Below are 14,503 nucleotides of genomic sequence, written 5' to 3' on the forward strand. Positions count from 1 at the left end.
GGTCGATTCCTGCCTTCCCCAACGAGCCATCAGTCGGCGCATCCTGCCCGGGCTTGACGCTCTGTGGATAGCTGATGTGCAGAGCGTCCCCGAACTTCTTGATCGCATCCTGCCCGGTGGTGAACGCCCACGATTGCGCCGACTCGCGGGCCGTCTCGGAGAAGAATCCCAGAGCCTTGTACTGTGCGTCAGCATCCTGTGCAGTCCATCCGAACGGCACCTTGGTGCCATTGACGTTGACCGCGCCCTCCACGTCTCCATTGGACTTCACGACGTAGCGGACGCCGGGGCCACCGGGCAGCTTCGCATCCGGGTTTCCGAACACCAGGTGGTACTGGTCGGCCTTCGGATTCGGCTGCGGCAGTTCATACACCGACTCGTCCTCGGGATCACCAGGGTTGCGCACGGTGCCCGGCGTCGCGCCCGGGTCACCGGCCCCGAGCAGGTAGGCGGCGACTCCGCCGATGGTGCCGCCGATGGCAACACCAGCTGCGGCCGCTGCGAGGCCGACCCCGACGCCCGCCGCCGTACCACCCGCTGCGCCGAGCCCTGCGCCTGCGGCGATTCCGATCGGGACCGACACGACAGGGCTGACCAGGCCCATTGGCCCAAGAAATGGGGCCAACGCAGTCGCGATCGGGACCGCTGCCAGCCCTCCGACGGTGGCTCCCACGACGGTTCCGATCGGGAGGAAGAAGACCTCAGCGAGAATCGTGGCGGGGATACCGACGACTCCGGCACCGATCGCTCCGCCGAGGCCGACGCCGACGACAGTGGCGGCGGCACGGCGGGTGGCCTCATCACGGGGAACACCCGCTGCGACCAACCCGGTCGCGATCTGCGCTTCGGTGTAGGCCGACCACCGGTTGACCGAGCGCACGTCGCCGTCGGCAAGGGGAACCTGGTTGCGCGGAATGGCGAGGTTGCCGATCCGGACAGTGTTGGGTGGCGGCTTCACCACCGGCTGCGGCGCAACGTAAGCGCGCGGTGGTGGGGCCTGCACGAATGGCAGCACCGGCGTGTACGGGGACGAGTATGTCGGCGGAGTGTAGGGCACCGACTGAACTGGAGGCGGCGCGGGGATCGACGTGGGTCCGTCGTAGTTCGGTTGCGGCGTGTACTGCGGAGCCGGAGCCGGAGCCGGAACAGGTTCCGGCGCAGGGACAGGGGCTCCCGGGGTGGGATTGCCGGGGGTGGGATTGCCGCCCGTGCCCGGGTTCCCGGGGGTGGGATTGCCCGGGGTGAGGTCGGCCAGCGCCGACCCGGGGACGGTGATCGCGGCAGCAACGGCGACGGACAGTGCCGTGGTGATCGCCCTCATGCGCGTCTACCCCGCTTGCCCGGCTTCGGCTCGTCCGACGGCCTGCCGAGCACGTCGTACACGTGTTGGCGGTCGAGGCGGATCATGCGGGGGCCGACGCGATGCACACGCAGTCGACCTTGGGTGATCCACGCGTGGACGGTGGCCGGGTGCACCCCGTAGATTTCCGCCACCTCAGCCTTGGTGAGGAATTTCCTCGGCTCGCTCATTTGCTTTGCCCCGCTTTCCATTTCATGATGACGTCGTATCCGGGTAGGTCGAGCAGTCCGGCGTCGAATTGGCCGCGAATGAGTCGGCCACGGCGCGGGCCTGGCCCGGTCGTCTGCGGCACCACAAGGTCGGACGCGTCGAGCGCCGGGCCGTGCGATTTCGTGCGCGAGATCACCCGGCCGTCGGCGTCAGTGGTCACCGATTCGCGGTCGACCATTCCGGCGTTACGGGCAGCGGTTTCGAGGACATCTTGGTCCGCGCAGCCTTCGAGCGCGAGGATCGACGGAAAGGCGCGCTCGAGGACTTCGCCACCAGCGGTGCCCCACCGCTCGCGCAACTGTGCGGTCGTTTGGACGGCCGCGAGTACACGAATGCCCAGGCCCCGAGCCTCAGTAACCCACCGCCCCAGATCGGGCAGCGGTGCCGTGTTCGCGACTTCGTCGACCACCAGCAACAACGGCGGCGGTTCCGCAACACCCTTGGCACGGGCGGCACTGGTCGCGCGCCGCCACATCAACACCGACTGGGTGAGCAGGGCGACCGCCGCGCCAGTCGCCGGCCCACCAGGGCTGATCACGTAGGTCGTGCCGGTCAGCAGGTCCCGTGGGCCGAGTGTGTGGATGGCCTCGTCGGGGCGCACGGCGAGCCGCGTCCACGGGAGCACAGCGGGCACCATGGTGGCGATGACCGAGCCGAGCAATTTCGCGTCGAGTGCGGCGGTGGCGGTTAGCGCCGCTTCGGCGGATTCGGTGCCCGCAGTGGGGTCAGCGCGTAGCCGGTCGATCGCCAGTTTCCAGCGGGCGACATCGCCGACCGTGAGCACGGCGGCGGCAATGCCACCAGCGGATTTCGCGTCGCGGCGGGCTTTCGCGCTCGCGTCCGACGCAGCCCACAGGATCGCCGCGAGTGGCGCGATGGCCCGCGAAATCCACTCGGCGGAGTCGCCGCTGGGACCGGTCGCGGCCCCGGCAGCGACACCGCCCGCGCGTAGGAGGTCAGTGGCGAGGTCGGCGGCGTCGTCGACGCCGCGCAGCGCGGTCGTGGGGTCGTAGCGGACCCAGTCCGCGCCGCCGTCGGGGAGGACGGCGAAGCCGGAGAGATCGAGCACCCGAACTGGACCCCGCGTGAGAGCATCTGCGCAGGTCAAATGGACTAAATCGTCCTTGGACGACACCACGATTGCTGGCCAGTGCGCGGGCCGCATCGCGATCGCCGGACCGAGGACGCCGAACGACTTTCCCGCGCCAGTGGGGGCAACGAGAAGGGCGTGGGGCCCCGGGTCGGCGGGGCGTCCCGTCGCGGGGTCGATCCCCACGTACGGAGAATCAGTAACGGTCATCGTGAGTCCCATCGTCGGTTTCGGTTGTGGTACTAGACTTTTCGGCATCTGCGGGTGGCGGGTCGTCGTAGTCGAGGAACGCGAACGGGTCGCCGCCGGGCTGAGGGGAAGCGGCCGGAGGTGTGGGGTCGGCGGCCACTGCGACAGCGCGACCGCCGCTGGTGGTGGCGTCGGCGATCATGTCGGGTGTCCACCCGAGCGCGTGGCGGCACAGCCACGCCGCCACCCACAGGCCGATCCCGGCCCACGCGAGGACCGCCACCGGCACGAACGCACTGGTCAGGGCGGGTACGCCGCCGAGTGGGCCGACCCGGACGGGCGTGGTGGCCGCGACCCCGGCGCGCACCATCCCCGCCCAGGCGACTCCGGCGATCGTGAGCGCCGCCCACCCGGCAAGCGTCAGCCGCCGAGTCCGAATCGGCCCGACGCGCGGGACGAGCACCCACCAGGCCATGACGGCCGCGACGGCCACCAGCGCACCGCCGACCGCCCAAAACCATGCCGCGACCAGCACCGCCACCGACGCGACCGCGAATTTGATCTGTCCCGGGCGCAGGTCCCGGTCGGGGCCACGGTCGGCATCCCGACGTCGCCGCAACGGGTGCGGCGGGTGGTGGCGGGTGGTGCCGGGCGTGCGCGGCGGCCGGTCCAATCGGAACGCCGCCCACGCCGCCCACCGCGCCAGGCGGCCGTCACCTGCAGCCGGACCGGCGCGCAGCGCCGCCGCCCGTTCGCGCTCGTACCGCCGCAAACTCTTCTGATTTCGCATGCGCTGATTCGTACCACCACGAATGTGCTCATTTCAAGCAGTACGTCCACACTTATCCTGTTGCCCCACAACGGATTACCACCTTTGTGGGTGTAGGTGTCAAGTGGCCAACGGGATCAGTTTCTCTTGAATTGGTCCGCATAGGTGTTGCGGTAGAGAGGATTTCGACTACCACCAAATAGGGTGTGCGCGTTAGGTTTTCACGTTCATTCCGGAGCTTCCGGGGATTCTAAGAGAATCCTGTGAAGTTTGTTTGCGGCCGTATTCATCCTCACGTGCGCGGCACCGGGTCGTGATGCTGTGGGGTGTCCCCCGCGCACCGTGCGGGGGTGTTCCCCCCGCGAACCGTGCGTCAGTGTGTGGACCGCAATATGCGAATTTTCCGCACGGGGCGCGGGGGGACCGAACCCGGCCGCGCTGCGTGGACGCGGCCGGGAAACTCTTGGCTATTCCTCGGGGTCAGGTCGTCGCCAGAGCAGGACCATGGCCCGCCGCCGCCCCCCGGGTGTCTTGGCGCGCGACGTGTCCGGTCGCCCGGATACGACATCCTTGGTCGCCAGCAGCTCGCAGCGCAGCTCCGATCCCAGCGCTGACTCAAGCCGCTTTGCGCAGGCAAATGTGGCGTCGGCTTGCTGTTGCGCCGCATCCCAACGCTCGCGGGCGGCGTCACGGGCAATCTCGTCGCGGCTAGGAGGCATCAACGCGTTGTAGTAGGTCATAAATGCTGAGCACGCAGCGAACGACGCCGCCTCAGCCGCCCGCCACGCGTCGGCGACTTCCGCGCATCGGCGGTCAATCTCGTCGGCTGCGATTCTGGCGCATCGCAGTGCTCGCTCTCGGCGCGCCCACGCCTGCGGTGTGAAGCGCATCTGCTGATCCTGCTGATCCATCGTGCTCTCCTTCGGTTGTCTCGCTGCGCGAGTGCGTCGGCTTTCCCTGATACCGGCCAAAATCTCGGGGTGGAGGAGTGCGGTCAAGGGTGGCCGCAGGCCATCGCGAAGCGACGCGCAGCGCCCTTGAGGGCCGGAGGAACCCCGAGAACAATCCGGAATCGCTCAGGGCAAGCCCACCCGTTCATAGGTCGAGGCCGTCATCAAGATCGAGGCCATCGTCGAGGTCGTCGCGGCCGGTGATCTCGCGTCTCGCCCGGGCCTGTGTGGCGCGCAGCTCCGACAACCAGTCGGGGCCGCTGGCGACAGCCTCGACGCTGCTGCTGGCGTCCTGATCCATGCTGTGATTCCTTTCCCCGGAGATGCGTGCGCGGTCGGCTTGCCACGCGGCGGCGACGTCAGCGATCCGCGTTTCTGCTGTTGCCCGCGCCTCGCTGACGTCTCTAGCGACGCCGCTGTCGAGCGCTGCCGAGAGGCTTTTCCATCCCAAATCCCGACCGACCTTGCTGGCGGCCATCCAAATTGGTGCGCCCTCGGCGTCCGTTCCGGCCGTAAACGAGTAGCCGTTCATGCGACCGCTCTTGGCTTCGTTGGCGCGGAACTCGACACCGACGGCGTCGAGTTCCGCCTCGAATCCGGCGCGACCACGACCCGCTGACGCGTCCCGAGCGGCACGCACACGCTCCGCAATCACCGTGCGCGGCGGGATCTCACCGGTACGAAGCGCGCGCGCGGCCTCCCCGGTAGTGATGCGTTCATGCCTTGTCGCGCGCCCTCGTTCGCGGTCGGGCGAGAGCACCTGAGTGAGGTCGTGATCGCGCTCAACCTCACGCATCACCGCCTCGATCGTCGTGTAATCGTGGGACATTTTGGCGACGCTGGTGCCGTCGAAACTGACACGCGACAGGGCGATATGGACGTGATCGGCGGCGTGCCGAACAATCAGCCAGGGATTCTCGGCGACGCCGAGACCCTCCATAACCCGCTCACCAATCACCCGCCACTCCCCATCACTGAGCGTCCGATCGCCCGGGGCGGCACTCAAACTCAAGTGGTACACGCCCTTCTCGACGCGCTCCCGCTGCGCAATGATCGCCGCGAAATCGCGCCCCCACTCCCCGGATTCGGTGCGCTCAACGCCCACTGTGCCGCCGATAACGACACCACCCGCGTACGATTTTCCGCCCCGCTTGTAGACGTGTTCGTTGCGACGGCCGCGCCCGTGAAGGTAGCGGGCGAGGCCTTTCGGGTCGCGTCCGCGTCGATGAACTTTCGCGATCATGCACACCCGCCGTCCACGCTAAGCGCGTCACGCACGTTCGGTGTGTGCATCACGCACAGCCTCCGCGCACGCACGCACAGCCTCAACGTGCGCCTCAATCTCGCCGACGTGTGTCTCCAACCATCGCACCCACGAACCGTTTTCGTCGCCGCCGGGGGAATTCAATGAACGCGTGCACTGGTTCAGATTCGTCCCCACTCGCACCAGTTCCCTTACCGCGCGCGCTAGTTCCGCGACCTCGTTCGACGCACCAACTGCACTCACCTGGTGGCTCTGCACACCGTTTTCCGCCTCGCGTCCAACCGGATTCGCGACCGCCGTCGGCAACTTTCCGGTCGCGACATCGAGCAATTGACGGCGCGCCCACGCCGCCAACTGACCACGCCCAGCACGCGTCGCGGCAGCACGCAACACGTCGTACTCAGCATCATTGACCCGCAACGGAATACGCCGCACACGCAACACCGGCGCGGGGGCGTCCTCGGCGACGGGGACGCGAAAAGCGTTCACGGAGAGATCCTTTCCCGCAGGGAGCAGAGGGAGCGCAGCGACCGAATGCGACCGCAGGGCGAGCGCACGAAAGGTGGCTCTACGGGGAGGAGCGAAAGCGACGAGTCCCGTAGAGGCGCCTGTAGGGCATTGCTCGCTCCCCCGTTGTCTCCATTCTAGCGCATCCGAGCCTCGAAAACTGTTGGTGGACAACGGGGGAGACGATGGCGGCGACCTACCCACGGACGAAGTCCTGGACCCCTCCAGGGGTAGGTCGGAGCCATCGTCGGTGAGCGGCCGGGACGCAGCACCGCGAGCCGCTAGGCGAGCAGGTGCCGTCCCGTCCGCGAATCGTGGCACCCGCCGGGTGCCACACGGGCGCGCAGCGTCCGTGTCGCGAGGCCGCGCAGCGGCCGACGCCCCACGCGCCGCTCACCTCGCCACGCAGCTCACCCACCCCTGACCCGCCCACCTCGCCGACCGGGTTGCGCCACGAGAAAAGACCATGGCGAAAACCGCGCAGGACTTCACGCGCACATCACCACGCGCGGCGGTGCACGCACCGTACAGACGCGGGCCGCACCCAAAGGTGCGACCCGCGCGTCAACAGGTGTGCGTGCGCAGCCGAGTCAGTCCAAGTGCTCTATTTCGGCCTCGGCGTGCACGATCCGATCACCGTCAGGTAAGTCGATGACGACCATGCCCGGTTCCAGTCGGTCGGCGACGTACCCGTAGCGATTGCCACCCACGACCCGGACGCGGTCACCTCGCACGAAGAGCATGCGCCGAGCCTAGATGACGCGAGAAGCCATTGCGGACGGTGCGGGCGATGCGCCGCCTACGGTCGACAGCACATGGAGACGAGGTCTTGCTGCGCCGTGCTACGCGAATATTTTCCAGACAGTGCTGATGGATACACTCGCCCCGCTGGCGATCTCGCGGATCGACTCGCCTCAGCCGCGCGGCGGGCGAGGGTTGCGGCGCGCTTGTCCTCACCGACGACGCTAGGGCGCCACCGACCTTGCTGTGGCGCCGCCTCCAAACTGTTCCTCGCTTTGCGGCCGATGTCGTGTCAGCAATCCTCGGCCAGCGCGAGCGCCATGTCCACCACCAGAGGTCGCTCAGTGTGCTCACCGGCCACGACACCCTCGAGAACCTTTACACTGACGCCACGCTTGAATAGATGGTCGAGCACGACGAGACCCTCCAAACGGTTGCGGTCGAGGCGGTCTACTTCTGCACAGTGAGCAGGTGGTGGCCTCAAGTACGCGAACGCACCCCTGATGCCCGGCCGGTCATCGTCCGAGTCTGCGCGAGACCTCCTCGAACACTTCACGCACATCGCGTCGTGCTGGCGGCCCTTCTCCCGCTTGTCGGCGCTTACCCGCACCAATCCAACGAGTGCCGCGACGGCCATCCGCGTCCACAATCGTGTTCAATATTCTGCATCTAGACTATCGGATATTGACCTGTTGGTTGAACGGCACCTGGGGTCGCAACAAAGCACTCAGTTGTGGTGACGGATGATTTCATATGTGCGCCCGAGTGGACTGATCACGTCCAGGACAGCTTTGATAGCAAGAGCGACAGAGCGCGACTCCCCAGGCGAATCCTCCACATGAGTCGATCAACCTCGTGGTTCGCACGAACGAATTTCGCTTGCCTCAGTGCGCCAACAGGATCGCGATAGGTAAAGTCCGAGCATGCCGAAGACTGCTGCGAGTGCATCGAGCCTCTCGTGGATACAGGGTATGCGTCCGCCACGGGAGGGCGAGGCGCATGCTCTCAGCTGGCAAGAACTTCTTTTCCGCAGGCTCACAGGTCGGTGGGAGGGCATACCGAGCGGCGAGAACACACTCCATGCCGAAGCGATTCTTGGATTCCCGCAACGTATGACCTACTTCTTCATAGGTAGGTGCGTGCCCAGTTTCGGTTCGAACGCAATCGCAAGTCATCCTGACAGAAATGCGTGGCCGGTGCGTGCGCTATCCACTCCGTTCGACACGGGGGCGCTCGCGAAGGGCGGCAAGATTGCCGTCGAACCCGAACTGAAAGCGGCTACCTGCAAAGCCTACGTGTCCAACCACACCTACGTGAACGAGGGCTACATTGACCCGATGACGACTTGGCTGAACACTGCGTTCAAGTCGCCGACAGACTACCCTGACGGCAGGAAACCAAGGCACCACGCAGTGTCGGGTATAAGGCTAGATCAGTGTGCTGGCGACGATCGAGTGTGGACGTGGGAGGGTAGGTTGCCCACGACTGATTACCCAGAATCGCCACTGCCGGTGCGTCGCGTCTTCTTCTCCTCCGGCAGCCGACAGCCGTACATGGACTGGGTCAGAGCTACGAATTTGGCGACAATGAGCGAAAGAACGATGCACATGCGGCAGGTCTACGCATACAGTGATGAAGTGGATGATGCTGCGCTCGGCATGCTTGACTTTTTGAGAGGGGAGTTGGCGCCTTGAGCCGGATACAATTGTGTGGATACATCGGGGATGTGGCGGGTAACGAGGACAACCTGGTGGCGATGGACGCTGTCGCCGTAAGCGCTGGTGAGCACTTCCGTTATCCGGCGTCCGGTGGTCCCAGAATCCCGATCAGCGAAGCCGAGCTCGAATATGTTCATCGTGCTACGGACGAGCTGACGAGGCGATGGACACCGGGAGACATCGTCTGGTTCGCGGGCAAGCGTCTGGTCGCACTTTCCGATACTGATCATGTGCTGCGAGGGTTCGCGGCGACGTGGGCTATAACTCGTCAAGGTCACCGTTTAAAACCAGGCAGCGCAGCATCCCTCCGCGTCTTGCGTGATGGGTATGCACAAGATCTGTCAAATTACCTGCGTCGCTGCCTCATGGACCCGATGGAACGGAACGTCGGCCAAGCGGAACGCACTCTGCGCTTCTACCTTGCGATTGAAAACACAGCAGCACGTCGCCGTTTCATGAACACAGCGCTGTACTACCACGAACTGTACGACACCGAGTCATACGAGTTCGAGCGGGAAAGTGCAGTTCACAGCGGTGCGTTCGGATCGGCGGAAGAGTTCGACCGAGAATTTGACAGACTGGTCATGCTCCTTCGTAAGGACCGCATCAGGGGCACCGCGACCCAGTATCGGCCAAACGTATTTTTCGAAGGAAAACGGCTCCACTTCTGGCTGGGCGAGGTCAGACAACACGTACTCGAGGCTCAAGCCACTCTCGATTTGGAGTGGCCGGACGAGTCGACCACGCCGTGGCAACACATACTAGCGTCTGGGGTGTCTGCCGATGACGAACGAGTCTGACGAGTCGCATCCGGACGAACCGGGTGCGCAGGTCGAGCGTAAAGACCAGGTCTTCGGGGGTCTCATCGATATGGCGGGCTTCGATAGCTATTTGCGAAGCCGTACTGCAGACGAAGAGAACAAGTATTCGAAGGTTGCAACGAGTCCCGACTACCCGAAGCTACTCGCGTTAGGTCTCGACCACTTCAACAGTGTCGAGAAGTTCACCACCGGCGATCTGATCCAGTGGAAGCCAATGATGAAGAACAAGAGAATCCCACTGGATGCCGTGCCTGCGATTGTCGTGGACGTGATTGACCCGCCTCACGTCACAGACTTCGAGGGTGACCGGCTGATGGAGCCTCTTGACCTGCTCATTGCGGTGGTAGACGGCGACAAGCAATTTCGCCTCGCCGAAGTCTCCTCACGACGGTTCACTGCCTGGGAAGCGTAATCGGATACTGACAACCCCTCTAGTCCGCAGACAGTGGTTGCACCAGTGCCGTGGGGTGCTTGAGCGAGCTGCTCGATCGCTTCGAACGTTCACCAGCGAATAGCGTCCAAGTAAATCGATTGATGCGAGTCTGGGTGGCATGAATTCGGCAATATGGCATACCGAATCTCGTACGCAGATGGAGACCAGTTCCGCAGTCTGCGATGGCGCCGTCGAGTTCGGTCTGAGGCAATTCGTGTAGTTGACCGAGTTCAATCAGAACTCATGAAGCAACACCGCCGTGCGGGGTCTGGATGAGCGAGATCATCGTGTCTCCGGGTAACACGATGCTGGAGGAACTGGCCTGCTCGGCGTGAGCAGAGGAGGGCACGTGAGCAGAGGAGGGCAACTAACAAGATGGCGCCAGAGTCGGACAGCACCAGAGCCGTTGGACCGAGACCCTCCCCCGTGTTGATCGTCGGAACGCTGATACTAGCTATCTGTGTCGTGTACCTGATACCTCCGATCTTGTACTTCTTACTGGCTACCAACGAGGATTGGCGTGGCTTTTGGACCACCGCCGCTACTCCGTACGGCACGGTCACAGCTGGCGTCCTTGCTGTCGGTGCCGCCACCATCGCCTTCTATAACGGGCACCGGCAACGTATCGCTGACGGGAGGCACGCCGCAGACATTCTGGAGCAAGAGCGAGACAAGCTCCGTCGGGTGGGTGACGATGAGGACCGCAGGCATACCGCTGAACTTATCCGCGACCTTCGCTCGCGCTTCACCACTGCCACCCAACAGTTCGCCAGCCCGAGCATCACAGTTCAACAAGCCGGCGATCTTCGACCCCTCAGACAGCCGGGTCCTCGGCCGGGTCGCGGCGCTCGCGCTCGTATCGCAAGAAAGAGTGCCCCTCGACGCGGTGCGGCCAATGTACGGTTCCGGGGTCTATGCGCTCTACTACCTCGGCAAGCGCCTTCCCTTTCCGTCGTACGACCCGATCGCTGAGAGCGCGGGGACCGAGACGCCGATCTACGTGGGAAAGTCGGCACCGCCTGACGGCGCGATGACCGTCGTGGAGCAGGAGTACGCACTGTACGAGCGATTGACCACGAAACACAGAAGCTCGATCAGGGACGTGAGCAACCTCGACGTCGCCGACTTCGAGTGCCGATACATCGTCGTTGGCACGGGCTGGGAATCGGCCACGGAGCTTGAGTTGATTCGATACTTCCGGCCGCTATGGAACAAGGGCAACGGATTCGAGCCCATCCACGGATTCGGGGGCAACGATCAGGGCGGTGGACGCGAGGGTGGCGCGATCTCGGAGTGGGACACCCTGCACCCCGGTCGGGAGCGCAAGTCGAAGGAGCCGAACGAGAAGAGCGTTGACGATCTCCTCAGCCAGGTGGACAGGCACTTCGGTCGGGAAGAAATCCGAAGGAGGATCTTCACGAGCAGGGACGAGGTCGTCAAGCACTTCCTCACGACTCTCACCGAGCCTCCGATGAACTTCTAACCAAGCCGGTCCAAAATGTACTGTGTGACGTCCTGGGTGATCTGGGCGGCGGTGTCGTCGCGCTCCGGATACTTGGTGGCGAACGTCCGACCGGGGTGCAGGGTGTCCCACATGGATCGTTTGCCCGCGATCCGGCCGCTACCCGGGTCGTGGTTGCCGAAGCCGTCGAGTACGGCGTTCCAGACCGGCCGGTAGCGCCTGATCATCGCGGACTCGCCGAGGGCTATCCAGATGTCCTCGACGACCAGCCAGCGGGCGCGGAAGTCGGCTATGTCGAGGTTCTCGGCCGCGCGAACGCTCTTGGCGTGCTCGCGAATTCGTGACGACAGCGCCTTGGTGTCGGTATGCGAGACCGCCTCCAACCCGCGTCGGCCACCCTTGGGCACCGCTTTACCGACATAGATCGGCTGGACGAGGGACTCGGCGTTGGCCGCGGCCAGTTCCGCATAGGCCGGGAAATCGCCGACGTAGTACAGCGCGTAGACGCCAGCGCCGTAGAAGGCCTTGACGTCGTCGAGCGGGACCGGCACCATCTCCTCGATCTGGTTGACGACCGATTGCGCGAGGTTCTCCATGTCGAGGGGGTTGTAGGGGGTGCTCACGCGGTCGCCGACCGGCGGGAGGCCCGGCGCTCCCCTGCGGCCTTCTTCGCGGCGTTGAAGTCGGCGACGTCGAGGTGCTCGCGGACCGAGAGGGCCACGGTCTCGGCCAGCATGACCGGTACCGCGTTGCCCAGCTGGCGCATGGCCTCCGTCCAGGGGCCGTGCAGACGGTAGCGGTCGGGGAACGTCTGCAGACGCGCGGCCTCGCGGACGGTGAAGTAGCGCACCGACCCGTCGACGCCACGCAGCATGTTCTCCCCGCCGGGCACGCCGTGCACTCCGGCTTTCAGCGCCTTGGCGGGCGCGTCGATGTACGAGCCGGTGTGGCCGGGGTACGGCCTGGCGCCCGGCTGCAGGACGTGGTTGAGGTATTTGGTACTCCCGTTGCGGCTGGGTTCGGGCAGCCCGCGCAGCGCGTCGCGGACGGTGCGCCAGGGCTTCAGTGGACCGTCGACCAGGGCGGCCGTGCGCACCGTGGGTGTGCGGTACCTCTTTGCGACCTTGTGCCGCTCCCAGTAGGAGCCGTCGTCTTGGGCGGCTCGCAGCGCGGCTGCGGAGTGCGTCTCTTCGGGAAAGCTCCACTCGGCGTTGACGTCAGAGCGGAACCCGACGAAGAACACCCGCCACCTCTGCTGCGGCACGCCGTAGTTCGCCGCGTTGACCAGGGTCGGGATCACCTTGTACTGGAGGTCGGAGCGCACCGAGGTGTGCTCGGCCTGCAGTCTGGCGAAATGCGCGCCCCAGGACTCCCCGTCGTTCGCCACTAGCTCGGGGTGACCCAGTCGGAGTTGGATGTAGCTGTAGTAGTCCGTGAACGCCGAGCGGGTTAGCCCGCGCACGTTCTCGACAATGAATGCGCGGGGCTTGAGCTCGCGTATGACCTCGGCGGTTGCAGGGAACATGTCTCGCTTGTCGTCTGCCGCGCGGCCCTTGCCGCCCCCGGAGAAGGGCTGGCACGGCGGACCGCCGCTGACGAGGTCGACGCCCGCGGGGATCTTCGACCAGTCGACGTGGCGAACGTCGCCCTCGCGGACATCGATATCTTGGACGAGGGGGTAGCCCCGATCCCTATTCTCGCGCAGAGTATCGCAGGACCACCGATCCCATTCCGCCACAACCTCGGTGGTGAATCCGGCGAGGTGAGTCCCGAGCGTTAGACCACCCCCGCCTGCGAACAGCTCGACACTACGCATGGGTAGAGACTAGCGATTCGACGACGGAAGCCTGGATTCCGGTCGCGGCATGTCATCGATTCCCGCGCACACTGGGAGCATGAACGAGAGTTGGGCATCCAGTCCCGCGGTTCGGACGTCGATGAGAGCCAACCGTCGCCGTGATACGAGGCCTGAGGTTGCCGTGCGGAAGCGGCTACACGCGCTTGGACTACGCTACCGGGTCGATTGGCCACCTCTTGCCACCGCGCGGCGACGTCGCGCGGATATCGTGTTCACACGTGCGAGAGTCGCCGTGTTCATTGATGGCTGTTTCTGGCACGGGTGCCCTGCGCACTACCGGTCAGCCCGAACCAACGCGGCTTTCTGGGCTGAGAAGATCGCGAGCAACCGGCTCCGTGATTCTGCGTTCACAGCGACGCTGGAGAGCGACGGGTGGACGGTGCTGCGGTTCTGGGAGCACGAGCCCTCAGAGCGGGTAGCCGACACGATCGCGCAGATTGTGAGGTCGAACAGTGAACCGGGAAAACCGTGACGAGTAGTAATTGCGCCTCGTGAAAAGCATTGGCCACAACCGGGCCGGGGTTCGCTGAGCTCACCGACAGACGCCCCACACTTCATGCAGATACATGACCGTGGGCCACACCCCGAAGGGTGCGTGTGTGTACGTCTACTGCTTCACGGCGGTGATCGGCAGCGGGTTGCCGTCGCCGTCGGCACCGATGAGCGTAAGCGTCTTACTGCCGCTGTCACACGACGCCTGCACCGCGAACCGGTCACTCCCGTACTGCCACGCCAGTTGCTTGGACTCGCCAATAGTGTCGGGGACGCCGGTGGCGACGCTGGGCTTCTTGGCGGCGATCTGGACGGTGCCGCCGTCATTCCACGTCCAGGTGCCGCTGGTGGGAACCCAGTTGTTGTCGGTGGCGGTGTAGGTGCCGTCGGCGATGGTCATCTGGAAGGTTTGCGGGCCGGTGGGTTCGCTGGTCACGTTGGGGTTGGTACTCGGCGATCGGGAGACGGTGACCGTCCACGTGCCCTGCGCGAACTTCTTTACCGGCTCTGAGGCCGGATCGCCCCCCGAGCACGCCGCGACCACCATCGCCCCCGCCGCAAGCGTGGCGTACTTGAGGATGTCGCGGCGGCTGAACCCGATCCGGCGAACGTCTCGATACAGGTCGAGGTGGGCACGGC

Annotated in this window: 17 protein-coding genes; 5 read left to right on the plus strand and 12 right to left on the minus strand. The window is 65.1% G+C overall.

Annotated elements, in window-relative coordinates:
- The 9 genes from GOOTI_RS03575 to GOOTI_RS26610 all read right to left on the minus strand — a co-directional run.
- On the minus strand, window positions 1-1,321 hold a 1,321-nt coding region (locus GOOTI_RS03575), incomplete at its 3' end, for a hypothetical protein (protein ID WP_007237195.1).
- Window positions 1,318-1,530, minus strand: a complete 213-nt coding sequence (locus GOOTI_RS03580; protein WP_039993294.1) for a helix-turn-helix domain-containing protein — start codon at window positions 1,528-1,530, stop codon at window positions 1,318-1,320. The genes GOOTI_RS03580 and GOOTI_RS03575, both read right to left, overlap by 4 nt.
- Window positions 1,527-2,870, minus strand: coding sequence for a type IV secretory system conjugative DNA transfer family protein (locus GOOTI_RS24620; RefSeq protein WP_007237197.1), 1,344 nt, complete (start codon window positions 2,868-2,870; stop codon window positions 1,527-1,529). The genes GOOTI_RS03580 and GOOTI_RS24620 overlap by 4 nt, the downstream gene beginning before the upstream one ends.
- A complete protein-coding gene (locus GOOTI_RS03595; RefSeq protein WP_039993299.1) occupies window positions 2,857-3,639 on the minus strand; it encodes a hypothetical protein in 783 nt (260 codons plus the stop codon). The genes GOOTI_RS24620 and GOOTI_RS03595 overlap by 14 nt, the downstream gene beginning before the upstream one ends.
- Window positions 3,640-4,085: 446 nt before the next feature.
- Window positions 4,086-4,529, minus strand: coding sequence for a hypothetical protein (locus GOOTI_RS03600; RefSeq protein WP_007237199.1), 444 nt, complete (start codon window positions 4,527-4,529; stop codon window positions 4,086-4,088).
- 184 nt (window positions 4,530-4,713) lie between these two features.
- A complete protein-coding gene (locus GOOTI_RS03605; protein ID WP_039993300.1) occupies window positions 4,714-5,811 on the minus strand; it encodes a relaxase/mobilization nuclease domain-containing protein in 1,098 nt (365 codons plus the stop codon).
- 27 nt (window positions 5,812-5,838) lie between these two features.
- Window positions 5,839-6,321, minus strand: a complete 483-nt coding sequence (gene mobC, locus GOOTI_RS25975; protein WP_007237201.1) for a plasmid mobilization relaxosome protein MobC — start codon at window positions 6,319-6,321, stop codon at window positions 5,839-5,841.
- 608 nt (window positions 6,322-6,929) lie between these two features.
- Window positions 6,930-7,082, minus strand: coding sequence for a hypothetical protein (locus tag GOOTI_RS25980; protein WP_007237202.1), 153 nt, complete (start codon window positions 7,080-7,082; stop codon window positions 6,930-6,932).
- 290 nt (window positions 7,083-7,372) lie between these two features.
- Window positions 7,373-7,717: a recombinase family protein gene (locus tag GOOTI_RS26610; protein ID WP_007237203.1), complete on the minus strand. Its 345-nt coding sequence runs from the start codon at window positions 7,715-7,717 to the stop codon at window positions 7,373-7,375.
- Window positions 7,718-8,003: 286 nt separating this feature from the next.
- Here GOOTI_RS26610 and GOOTI_RS03620 point away from each other — a divergent pair, with 286 nt between their 5' ends.
- From GOOTI_RS03620 to GOOTI_RS03635, 4 genes are all read left to right on the plus strand, one after another.
- On the plus strand, window positions 8,004-8,774 hold the full coding sequence (locus GOOTI_RS03620) for a hypothetical protein (RefSeq protein WP_007237204.1): 771 nt from the start codon (window positions 8,004-8,006) through the stop codon (window positions 8,772-8,774).
- Window positions 8,775-8,806: 32 nt separating this feature from the next.
- Window positions 8,807-9,598: a hypothetical protein gene (locus GOOTI_RS25580; protein WP_138985150.1), complete on the plus strand. Its 792-nt coding sequence runs from the start codon at window positions 8,807-8,809 to the stop codon at window positions 9,596-9,598.
- A complete protein-coding gene (locus tag GOOTI_RS03630) occupies window positions 9,582-10,031 on the plus strand; it encodes a hypothetical protein (RefSeq protein WP_007237206.1) in 450 nt (149 codons plus the stop codon). Before GOOTI_RS25580 ends, GOOTI_RS03630 begins: the two co-directional genes overlap by 17 nt.
- A gap of 916 nt (window positions 10,032-10,947) precedes the next feature.
- Entirely contained in the window at window positions 10,948-11,535 is a 588-nt protein-coding gene (locus tag GOOTI_RS03635) for an Eco29kI family restriction endonuclease (RefSeq protein ID WP_007237208.1), read from the plus strand.
- On the opposite strand, the gene GOOTI_RS03640 is transcribed toward GOOTI_RS03635, so the two are convergent.
- Both GOOTI_RS03640 and GOOTI_RS03645 read right to left on the minus strand, forming a co-directional pair.
- Window positions 11,532-12,137: an Eco29kI family restriction endonuclease gene (locus tag GOOTI_RS03640; RefSeq protein WP_007237209.1), complete on the minus strand. Its 606-nt coding sequence runs from the start codon at window positions 12,135-12,137 to the stop codon at window positions 11,532-11,534. The two genes, GOOTI_RS03635 and GOOTI_RS03640, sit on opposite strands and share 4 nt — an antisense overlap.
- The gene (locus GOOTI_RS03645) at window positions 12,134-13,330 is read right to left on the minus strand and encodes a DNA cytosine methyltransferase (RefSeq protein WP_007237210.1); all 1,197 of its coding nucleotides are present in this window, start codon (window positions 13,328-13,330) and stop codon (window positions 12,134-12,136) included. Before GOOTI_RS03645 ends, GOOTI_RS03640 begins: the two co-directional genes overlap by 4 nt.
- Window positions 13,331-13,409: 79 nt before the next feature.
- Between GOOTI_RS03645 and GOOTI_RS03650 the strand changes: the two genes are divergently transcribed.
- Entirely contained in the window at window positions 13,410-13,844 is a 435-nt protein-coding gene (locus tag GOOTI_RS03650; RefSeq protein ID WP_007237211.1) for a very short patch repair endonuclease, read from the plus strand.
- Window positions 13,845-13,979: 135 nt separating this feature from the next.
- On the opposite strand, the gene GOOTI_RS03655 is transcribed toward GOOTI_RS03650, so the two are convergent.
- The gene (locus tag GOOTI_RS03655) at window positions 13,980-14,486 is read right to left on the minus strand and encodes a fimbrillin family protein (protein WP_083835838.1); all 507 of its coding nucleotides are present in this window, start codon (window positions 14,484-14,486) and stop codon (window positions 13,980-13,982) included.
- Between the last annotated feature and the right edge of the window lie 17 nt (window positions 14,487-14,503).

Origin of the sequence: Gordonia otitidis NBRC 100426 (genome assembly GCF_000248075.1) — a bacterium.
Classification (GTDB): Bacteria; Actinomycetota; Actinomycetes; order Mycobacteriales; family Mycobacteriaceae; genus Gordonia; species Gordonia otitidis.

What these genes read in the sequence shown, in the direction of transcription:
- GOOTI_RS26610 (WP_007237203.1), bottom strand. Translation starts at nt 7,717, where the DNA reads ATGGCCGTCGCGGCACTCGTTGGATTGGTGCGGGTAAGCGCCGACAAG.
- GOOTI_RS03645 (WP_007237210.1), bottom strand. Translation starts at nt 13,330, where the DNA reads ATGCGTAGTGTCGAGCTGTTCGCAGGCGGGGGTGGTCTAACGCTCGGG.
- GOOTI_RS03630 (WP_007237206.1), top strand. Translation starts at nt 9,582, where the DNA reads ATGACGAACGAGTCTGACGAGTCGCATCCGGACGAACCGGGTGCGCAG.
- GOOTI_RS03620 (WP_007237204.1), top strand. Translation starts at nt 8,004, where the DNA reads ATGCCGAAGACTGCTGCGAGTGCATCGAGCCTCTCGTGGATACAGGGT.
- GOOTI_RS03635 (WP_007237208.1), top strand. Translation starts at nt 10,948, where the DNA reads ATGTACGGTTCCGGGGTCTATGCGCTCTACTACCTCGGCAAGCGCCTT.
- GOOTI_RS03600 (WP_007237199.1), bottom strand. Translation starts at nt 4,529, where the DNA reads ATGGATCAGCAGGATCAGCAGATGCGCTTCACACCGCAGGCGTGGGCG.
- GOOTI_RS25980 (WP_007237202.1), bottom strand. Translation starts at nt 7,082, where the DNA reads ATGCTCTTCGTGCGAGGTGACCGCGTCCGGGTCGTGGGTGGCAATCGC.
- GOOTI_RS03580 (WP_039993294.1), bottom strand. Translation starts at nt 1,530, where the DNA reads ATGAGCGAGCCGAGGAAATTCCTCACCAAGGCTGAGGTGGCGGAAATC.
- GOOTI_RS03605 (WP_039993300.1), bottom strand. Translation starts at nt 5,811, where the DNA reads ATGATCGCGAAAGTTCATCGACGCGGACGCGACCCGAAAGGCCTCGCC.
- GOOTI_RS03650 (WP_007237211.1), top strand. Translation starts at nt 13,410, where the DNA reads ATGAACGAGAGTTGGGCATCCAGTCCCGCGGTTCGGACGTCGATGAGA.
- GOOTI_RS03595 (WP_039993299.1), bottom strand. Translation starts at nt 3,639, where the DNA reads ATGCGAAATCAGAAGAGTTTGCGGCGGTACGAGCGCGAACGGGCGGCG.
- GOOTI_RS24620 (WP_007237197.1), bottom strand. Translation starts at nt 2,870, where the DNA reads ATGACCGTTACTGATTCTCCGTACGTGGGGATCGACCCCGCGACGGGA.